Source organism: Mucilaginibacter sp. OK098, from assembly GCF_900142915.1.
Lineage (GTDB): Bacteria > Bacteroidota > Bacteroidia > Sphingobacteriales > Sphingobacteriaceae > Mucilaginibacter.
Map to the genome: position 1 here is coordinate 156673 of NZ_FRCM01000005.1, position 20995 is coordinate 177667.

A 20995-nucleotide genomic window follows, 5' to 3' on the forward strand; every position below is an offset into this window, starting at 1 on the left:
GCGCTAATATGCTGGATACAATAAAAGAGAAACTTACTGAACTGGAAAAAGATAATAAAATAAAAATTCTATACGCTTGTGAATCTGGGAGCAGGGCATGGGGTTTTCCCTCCCCCGATAGTGATTTTGATGTGCGGTTTATTTATGCCAGAACCACGCGTGATTATTTAAATATCCATGAGATAAAAGATGTGGTTGACCTGCCCGTAAACGAAGTATTGGATATTGGCGGTTGGGATATTAAAAAAGCTTTAAAACTATTTCTTAAGTCAAACGGGCCTTTGTATGAGTGGTTACAATCACCTATTATTTATAAAGATGATGTTGGTTTTGGCGATGAATTAAGAGGCTTGATGCCGAAATACCTTTCATTAAGAGCCGCTGGAAATCACTACTTGTCAATGGCCTTCAATACAGTAAATAATGATTTAAAAGATGATGACGTTAAAATAAAACGTTACTTCTACGCATTAAGATCGGCGTTATCCTGTAAATGGATCACTGAGAAACAAACGGTACCACCTATGGAATTTGGAAAACTTCGTTTATTGGTTGATGATAAAGATTTTCAGTCTTCAATAAATGAGTTGTTAAAAGTAAAAAGCGTAAGCAACGAGAAAACGCTGGTAAAACATAGTCCCACTTTGGATAAATGGCTTAATGAGGCTTTATCAAATTGCAAAGAATTATTGGGTGAGATGCCGGCAAATCATCAACCTGCTGATGAATTAAATGAAATTTTCAGGAAATTTATTTTATCATGACTCATAGGCAATTGTTAAAGCAAAAAGCATTTGTTCTTTTAGATTGTATAAGCGGTAGCCGGGCTTATAACTTAAATTTGCCCGGTTCAGATATTGATAAAAAAGGCGTCTTTATTTTGCCTCAAAAAGAATTGTATGGTTTTGATTTTCAGCAGCAGGTTGCTAATGAAACTAATGATGAGGTATATTTCGAGATCAGTCGTTTTCTTGATCTTTTAATAAAAAACAACCCCAACATCCTTGAATTACTAAACACTCCAGCCGATTGCATATTGTTTCGACATCCTTTAATGGATTTGATAAAACCGGCTGATTATTTATCGAAATTATGCTTTGAAACTTTTGCCGGCTATGCCCAAACACAAATAAAAAAAGCAAAAGGGTTAAACAAAAAGATAAATAAACCAATTGAAAAGTTAAAAAAGTCGGTTCTTGACTTTTGTTACGTTATTTATAAGAATGGAAGCATCCCTTTATGCTTGTGGCTAACTGAGAATAACTTATATCAACAGGAATGTGGTTTGGTAAGTGTTGATCACTTCAGGAATGTTTATCTCTTATATCACCAAAAACAAATTAGATATGATAAAAATCTTAAAGGAATCATCTCCGGCCCGGATGCAGATGATGTTCAATTAAGCTCAATACCTAAGGACACAGAACCCCTGGCAACCATGAACTTTAATAAGGATGGCTATTCTATTTATTGCAGGGAGTATAAAGAATATAAAGAATGGGAGGAGAAACGAAATCAGGTGCGTTATGAAAGCACCCTGTCACATGGAAAAAGCTATGATGCAAAAAACATGATGCATACCTTTAGGTTACTTAATATGGCAGAAGAAATTGCTTTGTATAAACAAGTAAATGTTCGTAGGGAAGACCGTGATTTTTTATTAGAAATCAGAAGCGGAATGTATGAGTTTGATACATTAATGCAAATGGTTGAGGAAAAGATGGAGAAAATAAAAGCCTTATATGAAAAATCAACGTTGCCAGAACAACCTGACTTTAAAAAAGCAGAAAATATTTTGATACAAATAAGAGAGGGATTTTATTAATCTTATAAATAGGAATATCCCCAATGACTTTTTACCACCAACAAGTCCAATACCTTCAACAAAATCTTTACCCTAAAGATTACCTGCTTACGCAAATCATTCGATCCAAAAAATTTATTGATAATAATTATGCAAACAACATCAATCTTGATGATATAGCCGATAAGGCATTTTTTTCAAAATTTCATTTCATCAGGCTGTTTAAAAGGTATTATGGGGTAACGCCGCACCAGTATTTAATAAGGGTAAGGGTAGCCGGGGCTAAAAAGTTATTGCAATCCGGTATGTCAATTTCCGATGTTTGTTACGAGATCGGTTTTGAAAGTGTGCCATCCTTTACCAAATTGTTTAAAACTATTACCGGTACAACGCCTTTAGCTTGTCAGCTAAAATCAGCAATAAAAAGCAATTTTGAATAAGAACGGTTCATTGTAATTATTGAAATTTGTAACAGAATAATGAACAACAGTAAATCGGGTAAAAACCAAAAGATATAAAAAATGAAGATAAAACTTACCAGTGTAATGGTGAACGACCAGGAGAAGGCGTTGAAATTTTATACAGAAATATTAGGCTTTGTTAAAAAGACCGAGATCCCGATGGGAGAGCACAAATGGTTAACCGTGGTATCGAAAGAGGAACAGGATGGTGTTGAATTGGTGCTTGAGCCTCTTGGATTTGCCCCGGCAAAAATATACCAGCGGGAATTGTTTAATGCGGGCATCCCCGCTACTGCTTTTAATGTGGATGATATTAATAAGGAATATGAAAGGCTTACCAGCTTAGGAGTTACTTTCAGCATGAAGCCGACCCAAATGGGCCCTGTAACGCTTGCTGTATTTGATGATACGTGCGGAAATAATTTGCAGATCTTTCAGGTGTAAATTTTAGATTTGAAAACTTTTAAAAAGTTTTCAAATCTAAAAAAATGCCAGTAACCACCCGTCTTGCCACGTTTGAAGACATCCCGCAACTCAATGAATTGATAGCCCTTTCAGTTCGTGGACTGAGCACGGAATATTATACTCCAAATCAAATTGAAAGCGCCATTAAATATATTTTTGGTGTGGATACGCAGCTGATAATTGACGGCACTTATTACATAGCCGAGACCGATAGTATTATAGTCGGTTGCGGCGGATGGAGCAAACGCAATACGCTTTACGGTGGTGATCAGCATAAAGAAATTGAAGATCCTTTGTTAGATCCTGGACATGACGCTGCAAGGATCAGGGCCTTTTTTGTACACCCGGATTATGCAAGGCAGGGGATTGGTAAGCAGATCATTAACGTTTGCGAGTCAGCAGCAGTAAGTGCGGGCTTTAGTAGCTTTGAATTGGGAGCTACCTTGCCTGGTGTTCCGTTATATACGATTATGGGTTATACGGCTATTGAAAGAATAGATGCACCTTTGCCGGATGGCGAAGTTTTGGGGATTGTGAAGATGAGGAAAGGATCTTTTTGATGGTCGACTAGTTCTATAACATCATATAAAATAATTTTGGTATCAACGAAAATCTCTTTCCCACTCATTCCTTAGTTCTTTTTGAATAATAAGCGGATCTTCTTTTAAATTCATGATTCCATTATACTTTTTTGCATTAAAGCCGCCTATAGATTTTTCTTTATAAAGAATCTTCTCTATAGCCTCAATATCTTTTTTAGTGGCGCCTTTTTTTAATACCAGTACCATAATTCATTTTTTATTCAAACAAATTTAATGAAAATATAGGGTGATTGCTACTCGTAAATTTATGTTAAAAAAAATCAGGGCCTTTCCTTAGCGCCCTGATTATATCTAATAGGAAATAATAAAAAGCAATTCTTATTCCAGCTTAAAAGTTAAACCCAATATTTATGTTGGATACACTGTTTCTCAACGCGGAACCATTGTTGTTTTTTACCATATCTGTTGCACCGCCCTGGCCATTAAGTTCAATAAAGAATTTGGCTTTTTCAGAAATCGGGAACTTGATGCCTATTCCTAAATCAAGGCCGACATCTGCAGTGTTAAATACATCTTTTAAATTAGTATTTGTTGCGGTTTCCGTAGCATTAAGTAATATGCCAACATAAGGGCCAAAGTTTAAATACCAGTTCCGGGTTCTCCCAAAATGCCAGTTTGCCATTACCGGGATGGTGATATAGTTCAATTTATAATCAGTAGTTACTGCACCATTGTTGCCGCCATTGTCAATATAGCCATCGTTCCAGCCTTTTTGATCGTAAGCAACTTTAATTTTGATGCTCCACCTGTCAGAAAAATAATAATCGGCAGAAACACCAACGTTGAACCCGCTTCTATAAGAGGTATTAGTGTATTGGCTGGTAGTAACAGTTGCAGCGTTATAGCCTACATTAACACCAAATTCGGTAGTGCCGGCTGTTTGCGCAGATGCGTTTGTATAAATACCCAATACAACCAAAAGTGTAGTAAAGATTTTTTGCATAATTGTGATTTTTTAAGTTGTGCAAATGTAACCACTTCTTTGATATATGAAGGCTGCAAACAAACTATGGCATAAATCCCCCCGCCAAGGGGTATTTTCAAAAAATATTTTGCACAAATAGAATAGCCAGGTATATGTTACGTTTAGGTATTATATTTGGATCTGAACATCGGCTATGCTAAAAAAAACATTTTTATTGGTATTTATTGTTTTAATAGGTTTTGCAGCACAGGCGCAATCCGCCGATTCTGTTTACAATCAATATTTAGATTTTAATCTAGCCCGTTTCCAGGGTGAGAATGACAGGCTAATGGGGCTCGGCGAAAACCTGTTGCCGGTTGCTGATAAATTGCCCGAAAAGGCGAGGATAAACTTCTATTTTGCTATCGCCAAAATTTATGATGATAATGAGCAACCCCAAAAAGCGCTTATTTATTACGACAAGGTGGCAGCGGCGGTTCCGGATTATTATGTGGTGCATAGGGGACTGGGCTACATATTTCTTGGGCAGGCAAAGGAGATCAGGAATAAATTATACGCATCCAATGATCCGGCTGTTACAAAGAAGCTAACCGAAGATTATAACTTGGCGGCAAGAAAAGCATTGCCACATTTGGAAAAAGCCCAGGCCTGCGATCCAAGTGATGAAACACTTGATGAAATAAAATCGCTCTATATAAACATGAAAGATACCGTAGGGCTGAATACCCTTGATAGCCGGTTAAAAGAACTAAGCAAGCATTGTATTGATATTTTGGAGGATAAGTAAGGGAGTCGGAAAAGTCCGAAAGTCCGGAAGTCGGAAAGTCCGGAAGAAGAATAGAAAATAGTCCGAAAGTCGAAAAAGATCGAAGAAAAGAGCAAAAAACCATACTGAGCTTTCTTTCGGACTTCTTCCCCTCCTCAAGTTTTATCTGCCTCAGCAGGCTTCATTTTTTTCATGGTAGATTTCTTTTCTTCCTGACCGCCGCCTAACAGGTAACCCCAGGGTTTAAGGCTTTCAACACGGTCGAAAATTATTTTGAGGATCGCCATGATCGGGATCGACAAAAACATACCCGAAAGCCCCCAGATCATTTCTCCAAGAATTATCCCCAAAAAAGTGATCAGTGCGTTCAGTTTAACTTTTGAGCCTACAATAGTAGGGAGTAAAAAATTAGAGTCAATTGCATGGATAGCCAATACGCTGCCGGCTACATAAGCGGCAGAGTTTACACTCCCAGTAGCAAAGGTTATTAAAGTACTTAATAATAGTGCGGTAAAAATGCCCAGGTAAGGGATCAGGTTAAACAAGGCGACTATAATACCCAGCAATACTGAATACTTAGCGCCAATCATCCAGAATGCGGTGCAGGCCAAACATGCCACTACAAACATCTCCAATAATAGCCCAAGAATGTATTGCCTTAATATGCTTTGGATATTTTGGACAATATCACGCACTATTGCTTCATATTCATTAGTGAATACCCAAATTATAAAATTTATCAGGATGCGCCTGTAAAGCAATATAAAAAAGGTAAAGATGAGGATAAACACATAAAAAAGCATTAAGGACGATAGCGCCCCGAAGGTAGTACCCAACACATCAGTGCCTGATGCTATTATTTTTTTAGTAGTGCTGTTCACATAGCTCATTTGCTTTGTTGCATTTATGTGGAAAGCTCCCTGGATCCAGTCTGACAGATCATTTAACGATTGCCTAACCTGGCTTTGAAGCTGTGGCCAATCGCTTGCCAGGTTTGAGATCTGCGAACCCACCAGGTACAACACGAAACTTATAGCTGCGATAAGCAAAATGATTGATATCAGTGATGCTAATGACCGGGGTAGCCGTAACTTTTTTTCAAAGAAATTGGCTATAGGCAAAAGCAGGATGGCAAACAAAAATCCAAATATCAAGGGGTCAAGCACCTCTTTACCCTGGATTATTATATAACCCAGCGACAGCAGGCCTATAAGAACCAGCGATAGTCTTTCATAAAATGGATGTGCGGATATTTTTGCAGGCATACGGCAGGGGATTATTATTTTGTGATATGAACACAATTTTAATTTATTAGTTTGAATATAAGAATAAATGAACGATAAATTTTTTTATTGAAAAATTGGTAGAGACACAATACTTTGTGTCTCTGTTTATGCCATTAAGGAAATGTATTTTGGCAAACGTTTTGCTTTATAAATAAATCATTTACCTAAATAAATAATGTTATGGCAAAGTATTCGGAAAAAGCAGGAGAGAAAGTTGAGAAAACTATGCACGAAATGAAGGAAGGCAAGCTTAAAAGCGGCAGCGGAGAAAAGGTTACCAGTAAAAAGCAAGCCATTGCAATAGGTTTATCAGAAGCCCGAAAAGAAGGGGCGAAGGTGCCGAAGAAGAAATAATAAGTTCTATTCAAAATAATTGTCATTGCGAGCGTAGCGCGGCAATCGCGAACTATGCAATTACGCTTTGCAGGTCAGCACACCATTCCACTGTTCTGTAAAGTTCGCGATTGCTTCGTACCTCGCAATGACAAAAAGTGCTATTTCCCCGTAAATGAATCCATAATATCCATCAGTGTTATAGCTTCTTCAATTGAGCAGGGATTTGGCCCTTCATCGTTAAAGTAGGCTACAATCTTTTCTATCATGGGTTGTTGCATATGCTCGGGATGGGTAAAGGTTAGCGTTTGCTCGTCTTCATCCGTTTTCCAGCTGATGAAATTGCCAAAGAACGGGAAAGTTATTTTTCCTTTTGTACCGACGATTTCGCAGGAATCTATTTTTTGGTTCTCAGCAACGTTAAAGCACCATGAGCCATTTACAACTACTTTGTTTTTGAATAGTATCTGGCCGCTAACATTATCGTCAGCAGGTGTAACGCCCGACTGGTTCAACGAAAAACCACCATACTTTTCGGGCTCTCCAAAATAAAGCAGCATCAGATCAAGCTGGTGCGGGGCCAGGTCATGAAAGTAACCACCGCCTGACAGTTCAGGATGAACACGCCAGTTATTTGCTGTATCAGTAGCTGTTTCAGGCCTCCGGCTTTGCCACATCCTTATTTGTACTGTACGCACATCACCAATCAGCCCGTTTTCCAGCAGTTGTTTCACCTTTAAAAACATTGGGATGCCGCGGCGATAATGGGCAACGGTTAATTTTTGGTTTGGATGCTGTTTAACCGCTTCGGCAATCTGCCGGGCCTCGGCAGCATTGCGTGTAACCGGCTTTTCCACATAAACATTAAACCCTTTGTTAAGTGCGGTAATGGCATAATCCATGTGTGAAGCCGGAGGAGTAGCAATGTAAACGGCGTTGATGCCTTTGTTATCCATCAACTCATCTGCGTCGCTATACCATGTACCAACGCCATGACGTTGGGCATAGTCTGCCGCTTTTTCTGCATCGCGGCGCATTACCGCAACCAGGCTGCTATTTGCCACTTTATTAAAAGCCGGGCCGCTCTTTTTTTCGGTCACATTACCGCAACCTATTATTCCCCAGTTTATGTTTGACATGTATATCTATTAAAAGAGTCAGGACAACAAGAGTCATGAATCAAGATAAAAGTTTTTAATTTCTTACCCGGTCTTGATTCTTGTCGTCTTGATTCTTGTATCTATTTTAATATTTCTTCAATCCTTGTCAGTTCTTCTTTCGAAAACTCAATGTTATCCAAACATTTTAATGAGTCGGCCAATTGCTCGGGGCGGCTTGCGCCAATTAAAACGGAAGTTACCCTTGCATCTTTTAATAGCCAGGCTAATGCCATTTGAGCCAATGTTTGTCCGCGTTGCAATGCGATATCGTTTAACCTTTTTATCTGGTTGATGCGTTCTTCAGTTACCTGGCTTTCCTGCAAAAAACCGGTTGATTTTGCCGCTCTTGAATCTGCGGGAATGCCGTGCAGGTATTTGTTGGTTAATAAACCCTGTGCTAATGGTGAAAAAGGGATACAGCCAACACCGTCTTTTTCCAGCACGTCTAATAAACCACCTTCGGCCCAACGTTCAAACATGGAATATTTTGGCTGATGGATTAAACAAGGTGTACCCAGTCTTTTTAAAATGGCAATCGCTTTATCAGCTTCTTCGGCGGAATAATTTGAGATACCGGCATATAATGCCTTTCCCTGGTGCACTATCAGATCCAGCGCTCCCATGGTTTCTTCCAATGGTGTCTCCGGATCAGGGCGATGGTGATAAAATATATCCACATATTCAAGCCCCATTCGCTGTAAGCTTTGGTCAAGGCTCGATACCAGGTATTTTTTTGAGCCCCAGTCGCCGTAAGGGCCATCCCACATGGTGTAGCCGGCTTTGCTGCTGATGATCATCTCATCACGATAGCCGCGAAAGTCTTCTTTTAAAATACGCCCGAAGTTTTCCTCAGCCGATCCCGGAGGCGGACCGTAATTATTGGCAAGGTCAAAATGAGTAATACCACTGTCAAAAGCAAGATGTAAAATTTTGCGATAGTTCTCTGTAACATCCACATGGCCGAAATTGTGCCACAGGCCCAGCGAAACCGCCGGGAGCTTGATGCCGCTTTTTCCACAGCGGCGGTATTGCATTTTTTCGTATCGGTTTTCTGCGGGTACGTATGTCATAAAAGTTGGTTGAGTTGATTTTAGCGAAGGTAAAAATAGAATTTTTTGTTTGAATCAGAATTTTTCGCTTATTGTTTGTTTCTAAAGGTGCTCAAGATGACTGAGTCGTTTACAGGATTTTAAAATTAACAGAATCTCATTTATGTAAGTTATATTTTACAATAGATATTAAGGCGCATCCTGAAACGCTGATTCACACCACCTCTGCCACCACAAAAGTACTACCCCCTACAAAAACCAAATCACTTTCCCCGGCAGCCTGTTGCGCTGCTTCTAACGCCGCCTTTACCGATGAGTGGGCGGCGCCATGTAAACCAAAGCCTTCTGCTTTAAGCCATAAGCTTTGCGCGTCGAGTCCCCTTGGGATATCGGGCTTGCAAAAGTAGTAGCGGGCATTGGTTGGCAAAATGGTTAAAATTTTACTGATGTCTTTATCATTTACCACGCCTAAAACAAAGTGAAGCTTGTTGTAGGCAACAGCTGCAATATTCTGCAAAACTTCCTGCATGCCTTCGGGATTGTGGCCTGTATCGCAAATGGTTAAAGGGTGTCTGCTTAAAACCTCCCAGCGGCCATGTAAGCCGGTTAAAGTTTTTACCTGGCTTAGCGCCGATGTTAAATGTGCATCAGTAATAATAAACCCCTGCAAACGCAGCTCTTCCACAGCGCAAAGTACTGTTTTTATATTTTTAAGCTGATAGGAGCCGGTTAGGTCGAGTCGGAGATTAGAGATTAGAGGTTGGAGATTAGAGGTTAGGGAATTTCTTTCGACTTCTACCTCCAAAAATTCATTTATGTCCTTGTCTAACCGCTGATCTCTAACCACTGATCTCCATACCTCCGAAGCAAAAATTATTTTTGCTTCGGAGGTATTAGCTTTATCTATAAAAATAGCTGCAACTTCTTCCTGGTGTTCACCAACTATTACCGGAACACCAGGCTTTATGATCCCTGCTTTTTCGGCAGCAATAAGCTGTAGGGTATCGCCTAAAATATTCATATGATCCCAACCTATGTTGGTGATAACCGAGAGGAGCGGAGTAATAATATTGGTTGAGTCTAACCTTCCGCCAAGACCAACCTCAATAATGGCAATATCAACTTTTTCTTTGGCGAAAATATCAAACGCAAGGGCAACGGTCATCTCAAAAAAAGAAGGTTGGATCTCATCAAAATCGCTTCTATGAGTTTCAACAAAATCAATAACCACCCGTTCGCTTATCATTTGCCCGTTTATGCGGATGCGCTCCCTGAAATCTTTTAAATGAGGCGAAGTATACAACCCGGTTTTATAACCTGCTGTTTGCAGTATGGCTGCCAGCATGTGCGAGGTTGAGCCTTTGCCATTTGTACCACCCACATGCACACTTTTAAATTTATGCTGTGGATTATCCACTTTATCCATTAATGCAATGGTATTGGTAAGATCTGCTTTATAGGCTGATGCGCCATCGCGGGTAAAAAGCGGCAGTTGGCTGTAGAGGTATTGGATAGTCTGAGAGTAGTTCATGGTTCATGGTTGATAGTTCATAGCATCAACCGGCAGGCAAAGGTATATATTGTAGTTGATGGTTGATGGCAATAAACGAAAAACGTCAACAGCGTAGCTACTATGAACTATGAACCATCAACTATGAACTAGTCAACCTTAAACCTAAAAGTATATTGTCCTTTTTGAGTGCCCGAGGCGGGGGTTGATGAAGTGAACTTGGTGTTTTTTATGGAGTTTATGCAGCTTTCAATCAAACTCAGATCGGCCCTGGTCTTAGCCCTGTTAGCCTGGGCCGAAATTACATTGCCGCTTTGATCCACAACAAAATCAATAACCACAATGCCCGGAACACGATGAATATTTTGCGGATCGGGTGCACTCACAAAGCTCCAGTTTGGCATTTTTAAACCATTTCCTGATCCCCCGGGGCCATAATCATCACTTAATGTTGAGCCATTTTTACTTCCCTGGTTACCCGGAGTAGTGGTAGTGCCATCACCTTCGCCGGCACCTTTATTTGTAGCGCCTTTATATAAAGCGTTTTGATTAAGTTGCGGTTTGGCTACCGGTTTAGCGGGTTGTGTGGCCACGGTTTTGCTCTGCTTTTTTGAGTTTGCGGCAACATTAGGTGCGTCCTCTGCATCCTGGGTTACCACTTTTTTATCGCTGTTGTCCTCCTGTGTCTTTTGTTCCGTAGGTGGGGCGTTATTTACCTTGGTTGGCTTTGTTTTATTTGCTTTTTCGGCAACTGAAGGCTCTTCGGTGCTTGACTGGTTGGTACCCATCCCCTCATCAACAGTGCCGTAATTTACCAATATTCCACCAGTCCCATCAGGGGGAGCGGGTGGGTTTACGAAAACAATAAAGTAACACAAAGCAATCACAACAGCCAATATAATGCCTGTAGCTAAAAACGCTTTTGGGTAATTATTTTCTTCTTCTATTGTAGTCATTGGTCATTAAATCATTAGTCATTGGTGAGTGGGCGACAATTCATATAACTTATCCACTCACTACTCTCCATTCACCACTCACTAACTACTTCGGTTCCGTTGCCAAAACCATTTTAATATTTAGTTTTTGCGATACATCCATTACGGCTACCACATCCTGTATGGCAACTGTTTTATCAACATACAAAACTATGGTTAGTTCTGTTGCCATTTTTTTATAGCCTGCTAAAACAGTCGGCAAGTCATTAACAGCAACAACCTTTTTATCCACGGTGTATTGCAAATCCTTGCTTATTGAAACGTTGATTGTTTTTTTAGAAACAGACTGCCCTGATGATGATTTAGGCAGCAACAGTTTTACCACATTGGGGTTGGTAACCGTTGACGCTATAAGGAAAAACAGGAGCAGGAAAAACATGATGTCGTTCATGGCCGATGTATGCACTTCGGCCGAAACTCCCCTGTGTCTTTTTCTTAAATTCATTTGCTCGGTTCTTCTAACAGGTCAATAAATTCAATGGCATCGGTTTCGAGCCTTAATATTACCTTATCAACCATCATATTTAAAATATGATAACATACATAAGCTACAATGCCCACAAACAAACCGGCTGCTGATGTTACCATTTTTACATAAAGTCCACCTGATATAACGCCCATACTGATGTTATCCGTCTTCGATATGTCGTAAAAAATTTTGATAACCCCGGCAATGGTTCCCAAAAAGCCAAACATGGGGGCAATCCCGGCAACTATTCCTAAAATACCAATATTCTTTTCCAATTTTGATACTTCAAGCTTGCCAACGTTTTCAATAGCGCCTTCAATATCCTTAATTGGGCGGCCTATTCTTAATAAACCTTTTTGCAACATGCGGCCAAGCGGCGTATTGCTGTTACGGCAAATGGCTATCGCCGATTCAAGGTTACCTGAAACAATGCTTGATCGTACCTGCATCATCAGGTTAGATTCGTTTGTTGAAGCTTTGCGGATAGTAAAGTATCTTTCAAAAAATATCACCAGGCCTAAAACCGCCAAAATCCCGATCGGGATCATCACCCATCCGCCTTTTATCAACAGATCGCCAAAGCGCAGATCTTCCTGTGGAAGAGCAGCCAATTGCTGGCCTGCATGTTTGGCGGTATCTATAAGCTTGTGTGCGGTATCTGTTGCCTGTATAAATAATAATGTCATCCTTTAAGGGTTTATTGCTAGTATATATGATTTTTTATTGATCTTCCCGGCTTTTTCCAGAACCTTCATTGCTCCATCTGCATCAATTTCCGTTGGGAATGTCCCCACAGAAATTTTTAAACGGGGCCCGGGTGCATCGGTAACTATTTTTGCGTCAACACCCCTGGCCTTTAAACGTTGAACTTCGGTGTTGGCATAATTTATCTGTCTGAAATTGCTGACGATTATTTCATAGCGGGTATGCTTAGTAGTATCTGCAGCAGTTGTAACAACCGGGTTGGTAGCAGGCGGAACTGTTTTTATGGCAGTATCTTTAACTGGGGCGGGTATAGCTTTTTTAACAGAATCGGCTTTTACCTCACGTCTGTAAACGGGTACAACGGTGTCTTTTTTACCTGTTATACGGTTATATGTTGCGCCCAGCTTATCAAATGCTCCGGGGTAAAACTTATACACTCCAAATATTGCCAATGCAATCACACTTACCGCAATTAATATAATAAGCCAGATATTTATCGGTTTTTTACGCTCGGTTTCTTCTTCAAAATATTGGTCATTCTCATTGGCCTGCGCCGGCATGGGCTTAGTAATTAACACAGGAGCCGGGCCAGGGTCGGTAAATGACGGTTTTGAATACTGATCGTTTAGCGATTGCCCCTGTTTATAAATGTTTATCGGTGGATAACCATAAAATGCAGGGTCATCAGCTATTTTATCGTTTGGCTTAAAAACAAGTTGGTCCTTATCAGTATAAAATAAGCCAAGGTCGGCAAAAAGGTATTTTCCTGTTGATGCTTCCTCTCTTAATTTGCTAACGAATTTTTCGGCAAAGTATTTGGATGATGCCAGCGATATATTTTTTTTATCGGCAACATATTGAGTAAAAGTATCATCATCATCTTTAGGCTGTGGCACAAATTTTACCTTATGGTGGGGCGGATAAAACCTGGCTTCGTTATCATTATAATACCCGTTTACACGTTCGCGCACAAAGTAGCCAAGGCCAGGTACGCTTACTTCCTCGTACTGTCCTAATAATTCGCTTAAATAGTCGGCTAAATTCATTTCGCTAAAAGTACGGTTTATTATAAAATATCAAAAAAGCTTAAAAACTATATCCAACGCCGCCAAATATATTAAATCCGTAATCAGGATAGTATACCCATGTTTGGCTGGTACTGTTTAAAATATTATTCACATGTACAAAAACCGAAAATCTGCTGGTTGCCTTATAATCAACCGCACCGCTCAAATCTGCAAATGATGCAATTGATGCCTGGCCGGTTGTTGTGGCCGATGTTTGAATCAGATGCGGATCCAGTGCCGAGCCACGGATCAGCAAGGTGCCTGATACGGTGATCTTATCATTAATATTAAATACGGTGCCACCTTTAAACAAAAATTTAGGCAGGTTCCAGGGTTCGCTCACAGTTGCCATCTGGTAATCTTTAAATTCAACCCTGCCAAAAATGTCTACATCTTCCGAGATCTTGTAATCCAATTCACCTGTAAACCCGCTTACACGCGATTTGCCTTCATCATAAATAACCTTAAACCTGTTGTATCCTTTTGAAAAATCAAAATCGTTCACAAACAGCGGCATATTTTTAACCTCGTTACGGAAAATGGTGGCTTTAAAACCAAGGCCGGGTGCAATGGTGCCTTTTACCCCTGCAGCAATATCAAGCTGGTCGATAGAGTTTCTTAAGTCAATGTTTTGGCCGAGGAAAGGGTTGATCATCGCAAAATCACGCATAGATGATTTGTTCACATCTCCTTTGGCCTCAACAAATATGCGTACATATTTGGGGATAACCTGGAGCTCGGCCCTTGCAGCCGGAAAAATATAAAAGGCGGATTTGTAACCAAACTGGTCAACAATATTTACACCTGCATCAATTTTATAATTATCACCCTGGAATTTTATGTAAGGATTAAGCCTGATGAGGCTATTGTTATGATCATAAAGGCTATCCTTTTGCGTGCTCAGGTCAAGCGAGGCAGCCAGGCCTGCATAAAATTGCTTTATAGTTTGATTGAGGAAGCCTGAAAGCACCAGGTTATTTTCCCTTGCCTTAAACGCATTGCTAAATGCATATCCCTTTAACTTTAGGGCATAGGTAAAGTCATTTTCAACATCCTTATAGTTTTTTGCAAGCTCGCCTTCGGCACCTATGGTGCTGAAATGTTGCTTATTAACCTGTAAAATAGCAGGCGCATTATACTTATCAAATCCATAAAAATAATTGCTGTTGTAATTATAGGTAATGCGGCCGCTTATGTTATTCTCTTCACCAACGCTTTTACCAAATACGCCAACCTCTTCTTTAGCCGAATTTTGTTTGTACATAGTGCCGTTTTGTGCAAAATGTTTAAGCCATCCGCCAACTTGCAAAGCCTCGTCGCGGCCATTGGCAAAATAAGCTTCGCCATAGGTGGTTTTTAAACTTCCCAACCCGGCTTTTACATAGTTATTTGTTGGCACCGAGTCTTGCTCAGCGGGCCTTTTCATGGCATCAAGGGGCTTAATGCTGGTGTTAAGCTCCAGTCTTTTATCAATGGGGATGTATATTAAAGGTGCTTTAAACGGCGTTTTATCCTCCAGGTCGGGGTTACGACGGATCTTTACCGCATCAGCCAATACGGGCTTGTAAGCCGTGGTAACCACAATTTCCTGCGATAAATTACCTTCGAGCGCATCATTGCCTTTGCCTCCTTTTTTGGTAGTATCAACCGTAGCCTTAGTAGCGGCATCACCCAGGCCTGAAGCAATTTTTTGTGCAGGCGTTGTAGGTTTGGCAGCTTTTTTCACAGCCGGTTTGGTCTTTGCAACTGTTTTTGCTGCCGGTTTTTTAGCCTTGTGCTTTGTTTGTGCGTGTGCAGGAACAAAGTATAAAGCTATTATTAAGGTAAGCAGCGTGTATATATATTTAAATTTCATTGCTTGTCTCATTTTTATTCTTTGTTATCCTGTTTCTTTTCCTCTGGTTTCTTTTCCTCTGGTTTCTTTTCGTCTGGTTTCTGATCAGCTTTTCCACCCGAGAGCTGATCCAGCTTTTGTTTAGCCGTTGGCAATATGTCATCATCGCCTTTGTAGTTATCAATAACACTTTGCAGCGTTGCCTTAGCCTGGAAATTGTCTTTTAGCGCTTCATAATTATCGGCGAGTAAAATAAAGGTTTTGGTTACCCAGTAATCATAATTAGGAAGGTCCTTTACCAACTCGAAGCAGGTTTTTTGCGATGCCTTATACTTTCCTTTTTCAAACTCAATTTCGGCAATATTGTATTTTGCTTCGGCTGCTGCAACAGTTTTGGTATTGGTAAGTGTATAGTTAAACTCAGTTATTGCTTTGGTAGTATCCCCTTTTTGCAGGTAGGCCTGACCAGCGTAAAGGCCTGTTTTAAATTTATCCTCCTGGGCGGTTTTTTCATTGCCGCGTATCAGCTTAACATAGTTTAGCGCATCGTCAGGCATTTCCATCTGCGCATAGCAAACCAATAGGTTATTTATGGCCCAGGTGTAATCAGCTTTATACTCCGAGTTCGTTTCCAGCTTTTTAAGATAAGGGATAGCCTCGTTATATTTCTTCTGATTCATGTACAGTTTTGCCATGCTTATTAACGACTGCTCTGTATAAGGGCTAGTCCAGTCGTTCAATATTACATTATAGTCAACAACAGCCTCATCAAGCCTCTTCAGGTTTACCAGGCTTTGTGCCCGGATAAATCTTGCCTGTTTTTCATAGATCGGCTTGTTTTTAAATTTATCATAATAAGCATTTACAGCCCCAACCGTTCCCTGCCAGTCGCCCTTTACGTACAAGTTGTTAGCCGCAGTTATCATGATGCTTTCCTGGTCAGCCGCTGTATAATTAGCGATAGGTGTTGTTGCTGCATAATTGATAAAGGTTTGTGCATCGCCTTTATCCGTATAGATCTTCTCAACCTGTTTAAGTGCCAGCTTGGCCTCATCGGTTGATGAATAATCCTTTATAACCGTTTTAAACGACTCCACCGCCAGCGAATCATTACCCGCATTGTAATCAATAAGCCCGATAGTTACTATCGCACGCGACACGTAGCTGCTGGTTGGATATTTTTTTACCATTGCCTGCAGATCGCTTTTCGCCTTGTCGCCTTCATTCTTTAAAAAGTAGGTATAAGCAATTTCAAACGATGCATCATCAGCGTAATCAGAATTGGGGTAGGTGTTAAGCAAATCAGTAAGTGTACTAATCTTTGTATCCGGGGCATTCTGTAAACCCTGGATCATACCGCGCTGAAACAAGGCGTAATCCTGACCGGGGCTATGCTTTTCAATTATCCGGTTATAATATTCAAGTGCCCGGCCATAGTTTTTCATTACAAAATAGCTGTCGCCCAGGCGGGTCACAGCATCATTTGTTGTATTGGGGTCTTTTTCTTCACCTTGCAAAAACTTTTGAAAATAAGTAGCTGCCTTTTTATACTGCTCATCGCCAAAGGCAGCATAGGCCAATGCATAGTTAGCATAATTGTATACACCGGTTTCGCTGGCTCCGTCAAAAGCAAGGAATTTTTCAAAATTATCAACCGATTCACCATACTTCCTTACCTCGTACATGGCCTCGGCCATCCAGTAAGTGGTCATCACTTCAATTTTATTGTCAACCGGGTTTTTTAATGAACGCAGAAAAATGCCAATAGCATTTTCAAAGGCACGTTCGTTATAAAACTCAAGACCTCGGTAATAGGTGACTTTTTGGTAAGCAGCCTGTGCGCTGGCAGATTTATTGGGGATAGGCTCCAGTATTTCAACAGCCTCTTTATAGTTATGTGAGTTAAGCAGCTCTTCGCCCAGCAATGTTTTAACTTCGTTATTGCGGGTTGAGTTAGGATAGTTTTTTAAATATAGCCTGGTAGCATCAAGCGCCTGGGTGTTAAAATCAAGCTCGTATGATAGTTTAGCATATTCGTACAGCGCGTCCTCCTGCAATTGTTTATCAAAATTAAGTCTTGATGCCGCAAAAAAGGCGCTGCGTGCACTTTGCTTATTATTCATTTTTAGGAAAACATTCCCTAAAGTATAATTACCGTTCTGACTAAAAACGTCATTTTGCTGTTGCAATTTTTCAAGCTCGCTTGCCGCTTTTCCAAAATTGCCTACCTTAAAATAGGTGTAGCCCATCTGGTAACTGTCCTGCGTATTTTGGGTATGGCCCTGGTCTTCATCTTCGAAACGCCCGTAATACCTGGCTGCATTATCATAATCGGCCTTAGCAAAATATGATGCTGCAATTATGCGCAGCATTTCAGTTTCGTGCTGCTGATGGGTGTTTTTGATGATCGGCACTGCATAGCTAAGCACATCGTCATAACGCTTATCTAAAAAATAGACGGCTGTTATATAATAGGGATAGCTGTTCTCATATTTTTTTGAGTTTTTAAGCCGTTCAAAATTCACCAGCGCTAAATGATAATCTTTATTCAAATAGGCTATATAAGCAAAGTAATAAACAGCATCGTCAGTAAATGGTGAATGCGTGTTTTTTACTTCACTAAAAAGTTGCTGAGCACTTTTATAATCGTTGGTAGCAAAATAGGCATAGCCTTTACGGAATTTGTACTCTGTATTTTGCCTTCCGCTTAATTCATCCGCCTGCACTTTGTCAAACCAGCGCAAGGCATCGGTATATTTTTCCTGCCTTGAATATGATCGTCCTATCTGGAAGTAAGCCAGTTTTGTTAATGGATTTTCGGGATGTTCTTTTATAAAACGCAGGAACATGCTTTCTGCATCATCGTTCCCCAACTCAAGGGCGCATAACGCCTCGTAATATTGCGAGTTTTCTTTTATTAAAGATAATTCAGATTCAAACTTAGGCTGTGTGCTTGTTTTAACTCTTGAAGTTTCAACCAGCCGAAATTGTTCGGCCGCCGCAACATACTTACCTTTACCAAACAGTTCAGTAGCCGCATGATAGGTACGGTAAACATCAAACGATTGGTTTTGCTGGGCGCGTGTCGTTAAAACAAAAAATATAGGTACAAGAAAAGAGATGTATTTAAGTTTTATCATAAGGAGCAAACTAACGATTTGCGAAAATAGCGAAACCCCAAAAGGTATTCCACAATAGTAATTCACACTGTGTGGAGAACATTGTTTTTTAAACGGATAGAAAATATTGCATGGTATAGGTGTGGAAAACTTTGTGGGATGTTAAGAAACACCTTTGTTATTTTGAGCAGATCAAAAAAATTATAAAGACTTTTTTGAGATTTATGTAATTTGTATTTAAGCTGGGTGTAATACCCTGACCGGCACCACGTTATTGTTAACAATGATTAAATCTATATTATTATTTATCATCGTTATATTTTCAAGCTTTCAATCTTCGCCACAACAAATTGATAGTATTGTTTTGGTTGATGAGCGGTTGCCGGTAACACCTAAAGAGTTTTATATAGCTAAAGTAATTGATCAGCGTACAGACAAAAATCCGGTTGCATTACTTTTTCCGACCAAAAATGTAAAAGGTGTACAACCCAAAACCTACCCCGTTGACTTGCAAGGGGGAGCTTTGCCTGCTATAAAGCAGTTTATTAGCAATAACGTGCCGCGAAATACTAAATTACGCCCGTTAATTATCAGCCTGAAAAAGATAAGTGTAAGAGAAACAATCCTGGCAGGGAACATGATTGAAGGGCGTATAAATGTAATGTTTTCTTTCGCCCTTGATATGGGAGAGGATGAGATGCAATACCTTGGAGATTATAATGGCAATGCGGTTTATAACAGAAATGCCGGACAGAACCGCGACATAGAACCAACATTGCGCCATGTATTTTTAAATGGCTTGTTATATATAAACACCTGGGTGAACCAACAGGCAGAAACCAATATTAAGTTAGCCCGCAGCGTTAAAGTTACATTTACAGATTACAGTGAAAAGCCCGAAGGCGACAGTATTTACTATACCGTTAAACGGCCTTTAGCCTGGGCTGATTTTCAGTCGAAAATACCAAACAGTAAATATGAGGCAGAGGTGTTTCCAACCCTGGGCTATGATGAACATGTCGAAATTATTAAAGGAATAATTAACCTGCGTATTGCTGTTAAAGCCTGTTTACCAAAAAGTGCAAGCTGGGCAAAGGAAGGCAGCAAAAATGATTATACTTTAAATCACGAACAGCGGCACTTTGATATTGTAAAAATAGCTGCGGAACACTTTAAGCAGAAGATTAAAGCGAGAAGCTTGTCGACAAATAATTATGACGGCCCAATAAATGAAGAATACCTGGATGCTTACCGCGAAATGAATAGCCTGCAAAAGCAATATGATGATGAAACCCATCACGGTACCAATACGACAGAACAGCAAAAGTGGAATGAAAAGATAGATAAGGAACTGATAGAGTTGGGCATTAGTCATTAGTCATTAGTCATTAGTCATTAGGCATTAGGCATTAGTCATTAGTCATTAGGCAGTAGTCATTAGGCAGTAGGCAGTAGGCAGTAGGCAGTAGGCAGTTTTTGTAATGGACTTACAATATAAGGGTTTTTATTTAGTTTTTTGCTGCCAACTGTAAACTAACAACTGCAAACTTCCCTACGCGGCTAATTGCCCTTTTATGGCCGAAAGCAGATCGTCAATATCAAATGGTTTTGCAATAAAAGCATCTGGAGCGCCTTTTTGATTCATTGATCCGGCAACATTATGGCTGGCTGATATTAATATAACGGGTATGTCATGAGTTTCAACTTTGGCTTTAACAGCTTTGCAAAGATCACGGCCATCCATATTGCCCAGCATTATATCAAGCAAAATTAAATCAGGCATATTCGCCTTGATCTTCTCAAAAAGAAAATGTCCGTCAGAAAGTGTCTCTACCTCGTACCCCGAATCTTCAAGAATATATTGTAATATATCCAATATATCCTTGTCGTCATCCACCGCTAATATCCTACGCATCTCAAATTTATTAGTAAACAGTTTAAATCATATTAAGCATTAATATTTCATGTCTGTTAAATATTTATTAACAGTAAATACAATGTTAATTGTATTAAGTACAATTACTATACCATCTTTTTCATATTCAGATCTGAATTTTATTAACATTATAAAGGCTTATGAGCAATCGTCTATAAAAGACCTTTATTTATTGCATACAACTGTTTATAACTAAGTAATTTAATATATATCTAATAGGTTAATATATAGTTGTTTAATGATATAGTTTGGTGTTTATGTTCACATTTCTAAACTTTTGTTCAAAAAAAGGACATATTTAAAAGAATGTTGTTGAAACAATAATAAAAAAAAGAAGAAATAAGCTGCGGTACACTAATTGAAAAGCTATACCGCGATAGGTTCCTTTTTTACAGACACATATGCGGATTTTTTGCATTTAGCACAGAAGAGTTTTTTTAAGGGGAAAAAATAAGACAACCTTTTCATAAACCAACTCCTGTGTACCTGGAAATGAAAAGGGGCGCCAC

General features: G+C 39.7%; 21 protein-coding genes. 8 read left to right on the top strand and 13 right to left on the bottom strand.

Going from position 1 to position 20995, the window contains the following annotated elements:
• The first annotated feature begins 8 nt into the window (after positions 1 to 8).
• The 5 genes from BUE31_RS17390 to BUE31_RS17410 all read left to right on the top strand — a co-directional run bounded on the left by BUE31_RS17390 (position 9) and on the right by BUE31_RS17410 (position 3290).
• Positions 9 to 764 (top strand): nucleotidyltransferase domain-containing protein, encoded by a 756-nt coding sequence (locus tag BUE31_RS17390; protein WP_073405112.1) that lies wholly within the window; start codon positions 9 to 11, stop codon positions 762 to 764.
• On the top strand, positions 761 to 1825 hold the full coding sequence (locus BUE31_RS17395; RefSeq protein ID WP_073405113.1) for a DNA polymerase beta superfamily protein: 1065 nt from the start codon (positions 761 to 763) through the stop codon (positions 1823 to 1825). The genes BUE31_RS17390 and BUE31_RS17395 overlap by 4 nt, the downstream gene beginning before the upstream one ends.
• 23 nt (positions 1826 to 1848) lie before the next feature.
• The gene (locus BUE31_RS17400; RefSeq protein ID WP_073405114.1) at positions 1849 to 2244 is read left to right on the top strand and encodes a helix-turn-helix domain-containing protein; all 396 of its coding nucleotides are present in this window, start codon (positions 1849 to 1851) and stop codon (positions 2242 to 2244) included.
• Between the two features lie 81 nt (positions 2245 to 2325).
• Complete coding sequence (locus BUE31_RS17405; RefSeq protein ID WP_073405115.1) at positions 2326 to 2709, top strand: VOC family protein; 384 nt, start codon at positions 2326 to 2328, stop codon at positions 2707 to 2709.
• Between the two features lie 44 nt (positions 2710 to 2753).
• Positions 2754 to 3290, top strand: coding sequence for a GNAT family N-acetyltransferase (locus BUE31_RS17410; protein ID WP_073405116.1), 537 nt, complete (start codon positions 2754 to 2756; stop codon positions 3288 to 3290).
• Between the two features lie 42 nt (positions 3291 to 3332).
• On the opposite strand, the gene BUE31_RS17415 is transcribed toward BUE31_RS17410, so the two are convergent.
• Together BUE31_RS17415 and BUE31_RS17420 are read right to left on the bottom strand one after the other, a co-directional pair.
• Positions 3333 to 3518 carry a hypothetical protein gene (locus tag BUE31_RS17415; protein ID WP_073405117.1) on the bottom strand — a complete coding sequence of 62 codons (186 nt, stop codon included), beginning with the start codon at positions 3516 to 3518 and terminating at the stop codon, positions 3333 to 3335.
• Between the two features lie 142 nt (positions 3519 to 3660).
• Complete coding sequence (locus tag BUE31_RS17420) at positions 3661 to 4275, bottom strand: porin family protein (RefSeq protein WP_073405118.1); 615 nt, start codon at positions 4273 to 4275, stop codon at positions 3661 to 3663.
• Between the two features lie 175 nt (positions 4276 to 4450).
• Between BUE31_RS17420 and BUE31_RS17425 the strand changes: the two genes are divergently transcribed.
• Positions 4451 to 5044: a tetratricopeptide repeat protein gene (locus BUE31_RS17425; protein ID WP_073405119.1), complete on the top strand. Its 594-nt coding sequence runs from the start codon at positions 4451 to 4453 to the stop codon at positions 5042 to 5044.
• Positions 5045 to 5178: 134 nt separating this feature from the next.
• Here the strand turns inward: BUE31_RS17425 and BUE31_RS17430 are convergent, their stop codons facing one another.
• A complete protein-coding gene (locus BUE31_RS17430; RefSeq protein WP_073405120.1) occupies positions 5179 to 6288 on the bottom strand; it encodes an AI-2E family transporter in 1110 nt (369 codons plus the stop codon).
• Between the two features lie 201 nt (positions 6289 to 6489).
• Between BUE31_RS17430 and BUE31_RS31330 the strand changes: the two genes are divergently transcribed.
• Positions 6490 to 6663, top strand: coding sequence for a DUF6496 domain-containing protein (locus BUE31_RS31330; protein ID WP_200801945.1), 174 nt, complete (start codon positions 6490 to 6492; stop codon positions 6661 to 6663).
• A gap of 140 nt (positions 6664 to 6803) precedes the next feature.
• Here the strand turns inward: BUE31_RS31330 and BUE31_RS17435 are convergent, their stop codons facing one another.
• The 9 genes from BUE31_RS17435 to BUE31_RS17475 all read right to left on the bottom strand — a co-directional run bounded on the left by BUE31_RS17435 (position 6804) and on the right by BUE31_RS17475 (position 18571).
• Entirely contained in the window at positions 6804 to 7781 is a 978-nt protein-coding gene (locus tag BUE31_RS17435) for a Gfo/Idh/MocA family protein (protein ID WP_073405121.1), read from the bottom strand.
• Between the two features lie 101 nt (positions 7782 to 7882).
• Positions 7883 to 8872: an L-glyceraldehyde 3-phosphate reductase gene (mgrA, locus tag BUE31_RS17440; RefSeq protein WP_073405122.1), complete on the bottom strand. Its 990-nt coding sequence runs from the start codon at positions 8870 to 8872 to the stop codon at positions 7883 to 7885.
• Between the two features lie 193 nt (positions 8873 to 9065).
• Entirely contained in the window at positions 9066 to 10382 is a 1317-nt protein-coding gene (locus BUE31_RS17445; protein ID WP_073405123.1) for a bifunctional folylpolyglutamate synthase/dihydrofolate synthase, read from the bottom strand.
• Positions 10383 to 10510: 128 nt separating this feature from the next.
• The gene (locus tag BUE31_RS17450) at positions 10511 to 11317 is read right to left on the bottom strand and encodes a hypothetical protein (protein ID WP_073405124.1); all 807 of its coding nucleotides are present in this window, start codon (positions 11315 to 11317) and stop codon (positions 10511 to 10513) included.
• 85 nt (positions 11318 to 11402) lie between these two features.
• Positions 11403 to 11801, bottom strand: coding sequence for an ExbD/TolR family protein (locus BUE31_RS17455; protein WP_073405125.1), 399 nt, complete (start codon positions 11799 to 11801; stop codon positions 11403 to 11405).
• Positions 11798 to 12511: a MotA/TolQ/ExbB proton channel family protein gene (locus tag BUE31_RS17460; protein WP_073405126.1), complete on the bottom strand. Its 714-nt coding sequence runs from the start codon at positions 12509 to 12511 to the stop codon at positions 11798 to 11800. The genes BUE31_RS17455 and BUE31_RS17460 overlap by 4 nt, the downstream gene beginning before the upstream one ends.
• A 3-nt stretch (positions 12512 to 12514) precedes the next feature.
• Positions 12515 to 13576 carry an HU domain-containing protein gene (locus BUE31_RS17465; protein ID WP_073405127.1) on the bottom strand — a complete coding sequence of 354 codons (1062 nt, stop codon included), beginning with the start codon at positions 13574 to 13576 and terminating at the stop codon, positions 12515 to 12517.
• Between the two features lie 40 nt (positions 13577 to 13616).
• Positions 13617 to 15452, bottom strand: coding sequence for a porin family protein (locus tag BUE31_RS17470; protein ID WP_083620064.1), 1836 nt, complete (start codon positions 15450 to 15452; stop codon positions 13617 to 13619).
• 14 nt (positions 15453 to 15466) lie between these two features.
• Entirely contained in the window at positions 15467 to 18571 is a 3105-nt protein-coding gene (locus BUE31_RS17475; RefSeq protein ID WP_073405128.1) for a tetratricopeptide repeat protein, read from the bottom strand.
• 262 nt (positions 18572 to 18833) lie between these two features.
• On the opposite strand from BUE31_RS17475, the gene BUE31_RS17480 reads away from it, so the two are divergent.
• Positions 18834 to 19928, top strand: coding sequence for a DUF922 domain-containing protein (locus tag BUE31_RS17480; RefSeq protein ID WP_073405129.1), 1095 nt, complete (start codon positions 18834 to 18836; stop codon positions 19926 to 19928).
• A gap of 174 nt (positions 19929 to 20102) precedes the next feature.
• Here the strand turns inward: BUE31_RS17480 and BUE31_RS17485 are convergent, their stop codons facing one another.
• Positions 20103 to 20465 carry a response regulator gene (locus BUE31_RS17485; RefSeq protein WP_073405130.1) on the bottom strand — a complete coding sequence of 121 codons (363 nt, stop codon included), beginning with the start codon at positions 20463 to 20465 and terminating at the stop codon, positions 20103 to 20105.
• Positions 20466 to 20995: the final 530 nt, after the last annotated feature.